Origin of the sequence: Megasphaera sp. DJF_B143 (genome assembly GCF_900320625.1) — a bacterium.
GTDB lineage: Bacteria > Bacillota > Negativicutes > Veillonellales > Megasphaeraceae > Megasphaera > Megasphaera hexanoica.
Genome location: NZ_ONTA01000216.1, coordinates 1 through 5,947 on the forward strand (window position 1 = coordinate 1; position 5,947 = coordinate 5,947).

Sequence of the window (5,947 nt, forward strand, 5' to 3'; positions counted from 1 at the left end):
AAAGCTCTGGCAAAGGCCTTTTTATCAGCCTTTACTTCTTCATAGGACGGGCAAAGCACGGTTTTTTCCGATATAGGCGGCCGGCTGGCCACATAGCAGATGCCGCGGATATGATACATTTCTGCCACAGACTTCCCTTCTGCCAGGGCATCGGCAATTTCTACGACGGAGCGTTCGCCCATGCCATAGCTCAGGATATCGGCCTTGCTGTCCAGCAGTATGGAATGACGTACTTTGTCAGACCAGTAATCATAATGGGCAAACCGGCGCATGCTGGCCTCAATGCCTCCGATGATGATGGGGACATCTTTATAAGCCTCGCGCATCCGGTTGGCATATACGATAGTGGCCCGTTCAGGCCTTTTCCCGGCTATACCGCCCGGTGAATAATTATCGGTGCTGCGAAATTTTTTTGCCGCTGTTTTTTCATTGAGCATGGAATCGAGATTGCCCGCCGTAATCAGCGCTCCCAGCCGGGGCCGTCCCAGTGCTTTGAATGGTTCTGCACTATGCCAGTCCGGTTGGGAAATGATGCCTACGCGATACCCGCGGCTCTCCAGTACCCTGCCGATAACAGCAGCGGCGAAACCGGGATGATCCACATAGGCATCGCCATTGATATATACAAAATCCAATTGATTCCAGCCGCGCCGTTCCATATCGGCCCTGCTGGTCACCAGAAATTCCTCGTTCATATATTGCCTCTTTTACAAAAGTAACCAGATAATGAGCAGCAGAAATAAAATAATTCCCGACAAAATGGTTATCCCCTGCCACTTGCTCTGACGGTTCCGTTCCTTCTGCCGCTTTTCCCTTCCTGCCCGTTCCGGGCTCTGTGCCACAGGGCGCACTTCCGGCCTGGGTTTCCTCGCCAGGACCTCTTCTTTATACGCTGTGACCAGTCCGGCTCCATCCAGTCCCAGATATTCCGCATACGTCCGGATAAATCCCTTGACAAATACGGCACCAGGGATGACATCAAAATCTTCCTTTTCCAGGGCATCCAGATAGTCTTCTTTTATATTGACAGCATCGGACACTTCTTTCAGCGTACGCCCCTGCTGTTCCCTTTCCTGTTGTAATACTCTGCCGATAGAAGACAAAGAACCGCCTCCTTATATGAATATGCCCATGCATACATAGTTAATTATATACTATTCCCCGGAAAAATGATATCACGTGTCTTTATGGAAGAATTTTGCCTGTACTTCCGCCGGTGACATGATGATTTCCCGCGGTTTCTTATTTCCTTCATTCGGCCCGACAATTCCCATGGCTTCCATTGTATCAATCATGCGGGCCGCCCGGGTAAATCCGACACGGAAACGCCGCTGCAGCATGGAAGAAGATGCCTGTCCCGTTTCCAGGACCATGTCGATGGCCTGGGGCATCAGCTCATCTTCAAAAAATCCGGCCGTATCTCCACTGCTTTCACCGGCGGACTGCTGAATGGATTCATCGTATTTCGGTTCTGTCGTGTTCTGATTTTTTATGAACGTAACGAGTTGTTCGATTTCCGCATCGGAAATAAATGCTCCCTGCACGCGGATGGGTTTTGGGGCACCCGTCGGAAAATAAAACATATCGCCGTTGCCAATCAGCTTTTCGGCACCACCCATATCCAGGATAGTACGGGAGTCGGTCTGGCTGGAAACGCGGAAAGCAATGCGGCTCGGAATATTAGCCTTAATGAGGCCGGTAATGACATCAACAGAAGGACGCTGCGTAGCCAGTACCAAGTGCATACCGCAGGCACGGGCCTTCTGCGCCAGACGACAGATAGAATCTTCTACATCACTGGAGGCCGCCATCATGAGATCGGCCATTTCGTCAATGATAATGACGACATATGGCATGGCTTCATCAGGATACTTTTCATTGAAGCTTTTGATATCCCGGGCAAATCCCTGGGAGAACCGCTTATAACGATCATCCATTTCCCGTACAGCCCAGCGCAGCGCATTAGCTGCTTTTTTAGGATCGGTAACGACAGGAGTCATCAAATGGGGAATGCCATTGTATACGGATAATTCGACAACCTTCGGGTCAATCAGTACCAGTTTGACATCTTCCGGTCGTTGCTTAAACAGGATACTGGCAATAAACGTGTTGATGCAGACACTCTTGCCGGACCCGGTCGTACCGGCGACCAGAAGATGAGGCATCTTGGTCAGATCGGCAATGACGGGATTCCCGGCAATATCCTTGCCCAGGCTTACAGGCACGCCGCTGGCAGCATTTTTAAATTCATCTGTATCGAGGACATCGCGCAGATTGACCCCCGTACGGGTCTTATTCGGCACTTCAATGCCCACGGCAGCCTTCCCGGGAATAGGCGCTTCGATAAAAACTTGTGTCGCCGCCAGATTCAGGGCAATGTCATCGGCCAGACCGACAATCCGGCTCACGCGCACCCCAGCTGCCGGTTCCAGTTCATAACGGGTGACAGAAGGGCCCTGACTGGCATTTGTCACTTTGGCTTCAATGTTGAAACTTTTCAGTGTTTCCTGCAAAATGACGGCATTCTGACGGGCTTCTTCACTCAGTCCTTCTGCCAGGGGTTTTCCCGGTTTGAGCAGGCTCACCGGCGGCAGGCGGTATGTATTTTCTCCTTTGGCCACCGGTACGGCCGAATGCCCCTGGGGCGCCACATCGACGGCCGTAGACTGGGCATCGATTTCGACTGGCTTCAAGTCGGCCAGTTCTTCCTGCAGTACATCCCGGACAGGCTGTTCCATCGGCTGTCCTTCTTCCTGCTGTTTCTCCGTATCTGGCAGTCCGTCATCATAGTCGTCATCCTGTCGTCCTTCCGGCGGCAGCACGGCCGGAGCCGCCGAAACAGGTGATATATCCAGTTCTTCTGTCAGATCTGGTATACATTCTTCGTTTTCTAGTAATCCATCTCTTTTTTCCGATGTAAAATCCACACGCGGGCCGTGAAGCAGACTATCTTCCTCACGGGATTCCAAAGCCGGCACCGGTTCTGCCTCTGCCACGGGAACGTCCCTGTCAGTCCGGGCCGTTCCTACCGCTTCCGCCTGTTCTTCCTGCTCTTCTTTTTCCAGATCAAAGATATGATGATGTTCATGCCACTGCTGCATAGAACGGGATGCTTCCTGCAATCCCTCTACGGCCTTATCGGATACGCGGGACACCTCTTCTGATGCCTTGTCCGAAACGATGGCTACGGGGCGGGAAATAGACCATTTTTTCCATACGAGCAGAGTCACTATCCCTAAGGCCACAACGACCAGAACGGCGCCAAATTCGCCGAGAAAGGAACGCAGCAGCGAGGCGACGGCAGCACCGGCCGCACCGCCTCCGACGCGCAGCATGGCCGGCATGAATTCTGCCCCCTGGGGAATAAATAACAGGTGGATAAGGCCCAGGAACAACACAAAGAGTACCGTACCTGCCAGCCAGTTCTTCGTAAGGGGCCATGCCTTGCGTAAAATGATATATTTCAACCCCAGAATCACCATAGACAGGGTAAAAACAATCCGTCCGATGCCAAATATATAGGACAGGATACCATCAATACTATGGCCTGCACTGCCTGTATCAATACCGACAATACCAACGGTCATAAAAATACCGCAGCACAAAAGGACGATGCCAATAATCTCATATTTCAGCAGTGACGGTTCTGTATCCTTTTTTTTCGTTGTACGGCGCACACCCTTTCCCGATGCCTTACGGGGCCGGGATTTTGTCACGCGTCTTGTTTTCCCTTGTGCCAAACCTTTCACCTTCCAAACCATATATGCATTCTGACTTATTTATCACAGCTACGGCGTTTATGCCATTTTTCCGCCATGACATCTTCTTTTCCGTGATTCGTTGCTTCATAATACTGCCGGTCTTTGAGTGGATCCGGCAGATACTGCTGCCGTACCCAGCCACCGGGATAATCATGGGGATATTTATACCCCGCTCCATGTCCCAGAGAAGAAGCTCCCTGATAATGAGCATCGCGGAGCCATGCCGGGATTTCTCCACATCCGCCCCGCCGCACATCATGCAATGCCCGGTCTATCGCCATATAAGCGCTATTGCTCTTGGGCGCGCAGGATACGTAAATGACAGCTTCTGACAAAATAATCCGTCCTTCCGGCCAGCCGACAAGTTCTACCGCCTGGGCAGCCGCGTTGGCTACTACTAGTGCCTGCGGGTCTGCCAGGCCTACGTCTTCAGCCGCACAGATGACCAGACGCCGGGCAATAAAAGAAGGCTGTTCTCCCGCTTCTATCATGCGGGCCAGATAATGAAGGGCCGCATCGGGGTCAGAACCGCGCATGCTCTTGATAAAGGCAGAAATCGTATCATAATGGGCATCACCTTGTTTGTCATACGTATACAGTGCATGACCCATAACTTTTTCTACCGTCTCTTTTTTTAGTCTGCCACCTTCGGGAACGAGCATACAGGCCTGTTCCAGGAGATTCAGTCCGGCCCGGGCATCGCAGTCTGCCCCATCCGCCAGAAGCTGTAAGACACCTGCATCAGCCTGTATATGCAGACTGCCCAGGCCCTTTTCCTGGTCCGTCAGAGCCCGCATCAATATCCTGGCAATATCCTCTCTGCCCAAAGGTGAAAACGTGAGGACACGCAGACGCGACAAAAGCGGCCGGTTCACTTCGAAATACGGGTTTTCTGTCGTAGCCCCGATAAGAATGACCGTGCCGTCTTCTACATATGGCAAAAGCACGTCCTGCTGGCTTTTATTGAAGCGGTGTATTTCATCAATGAAAAGGATAGTCCGCTTCTGATACATCTGTATGGCATCTCTGGCTTCCTGTATGACCTTGCGCAATTCAGCCGTCCCCGCCGTAACAGCATTGACTTTGACAAACCGGCTATGCGTCGCCTGAGCTATCACATGGGCCAGCGTCGTTTTTCCAACACCGGAAGGCCCGTAAAAGAGAAGACTGGGCAGCATATCTTTTTCAATCATGGCCCGGAGGAAACTGCCCGGGCCGATCAGCGTATCCTGCCCGCAGATTTCATCCAGTGTTTCCGGCCGCATACGCACGGCAAGAGGGGCCAGGAGAGACTGCTGTTCTTCCGCTGCCAGAGAAAATAAATCGTCTCCGTTCATTTGTTCTCACCTGCTGTAAATAGAAAGCCGCCAAGATAACTTAGCGGCACTCAATCTTCACAATGAATTATACAGAAAAAGAAGCCCCACCATGCCGTTTATAAACCAAGTTTTGAGCCTGCCTGAGCAGGTGGGTGTCCTCCTATGGAGTTCGACAGTCCAGTGAAGGCATTGCCTGGCAGCCATAGAGCCCGGACTCCCAATGTAAAAGATGTTGGTTCAAAACACGAGATCATTTTACGAACACAGTAGGGTTTTCTCTTGCATTTAGTATAATCAAATACATAGAAAAAATCAAGACTTGACATATAATTTACCATATATCTGACCAAAACGGGTGCATGATACGGATTACTAATTGAATATTCCGTTGTTTCTCCGTATAATGTTACTTGATATTTCTTTTATAGAAAGGATTGTATCATGAGGAAAAAATATTTCTTTTTTGATATCGACCGTACCCTGGGACTTGATATATCACAAATCATCCCGGCAGATACGGTATACTGTCTGAACCGCCTGCGCCAGCTCGGACACAGTGTAGCTATTGCTACGGGCAGATTACAATGTGATGGCTTCCGTACAGCCAGTCGGTATGGAATCACATCGCTCGTCAGTGATGGTGGCAATAGTCTCACCATAGATAATACGCTCATAGAAATGAATGGTCTGCCCATCGCCAACTGCCGGGCCCTTCTCCACGAACTGGAACGGCGCCATCTTCCCTGGGCCGTCTTTACAGACAATACAATGGTCCGGCATACGCCATATGAATCGTTCCGCCATCTTGGACAGTCGCAATTATTCCAAACCGATGTAACTCCTGTGGACATCGATTCCCTGACGACG

At 50.9% G+C, this 5,947-nt stretch carries 4 protein-coding genes, 1 other RNA gene and 1 pseudogene; 1 reads left to right on the plus strand and 5 read right to left on the minus strand.

The window, feature by feature from the left end:
- The 5 genes and pseudogenes from DBO31_RS06535 to ssrS all read right to left on the minus strand — a co-directional run.
- A pseudogene (locus DBO31_RS06535) lies at nucleotides 1–695 on the minus strand (YgiQ family radical SAM protein); the annotation flags it as partial.
- 12 nt (nucleotides 696–707) lie between these two features.
- Nucleotides 708–1,103, minus strand: coding sequence for a RodZ family helix-turn-helix domain-containing protein (locus DBO31_RS06540; protein ID WP_070807714.1), 396 nt, complete (start codon nucleotides 1,101–1,103; stop codon nucleotides 708–710).
- A gap of 72 nt (nucleotides 1,104–1,175) precedes the next feature.
- Entirely contained in the window at nucleotides 1,176–3,740 is a 2,565-nt protein-coding gene (locus DBO31_RS06545) for a DNA translocase FtsK (protein ID WP_234995422.1), read from the minus strand.
- Between the two features lie 35 nt (nucleotides 3,741–3,775).
- Nucleotides 3,776–5,098, minus strand: coding sequence for a replication-associated recombination protein A (locus DBO31_RS06550; RefSeq protein ID WP_150824743.1), 1,323 nt, complete (start codon nucleotides 5,096–5,098; stop codon nucleotides 3,776–3,778).
- A gap of 79 nt (nucleotides 5,099–5,177) precedes the next feature.
- A non-coding RNA gene (gene ssrS, locus DBO31_RS06555) (6S RNA) lies at nucleotides 5,178–5,356 on the minus strand.
- Nucleotides 5,357–5,521: 165 nt separating this feature from the next.
- Here ssrS and DBO31_RS06560 point away from each other — a divergent pair.
- Nucleotides 5,522–5,947, plus strand: a 426-nt coding sequence (locus tag DBO31_RS06560; protein WP_159897799.1) for an HAD family hydrolase, incomplete at its 3' end; no start/stop codon positions are given.

Excerpts from the sequence above, each read along its gene's own strand:
- DBO31_RS06550 (WP_150824743.1), bottom strand. The coding sequence starts at position 5,098 with ATGAACGGAGACGATTTATTTTCTCTGGCAGCGGAAGAACAGCAGTCT.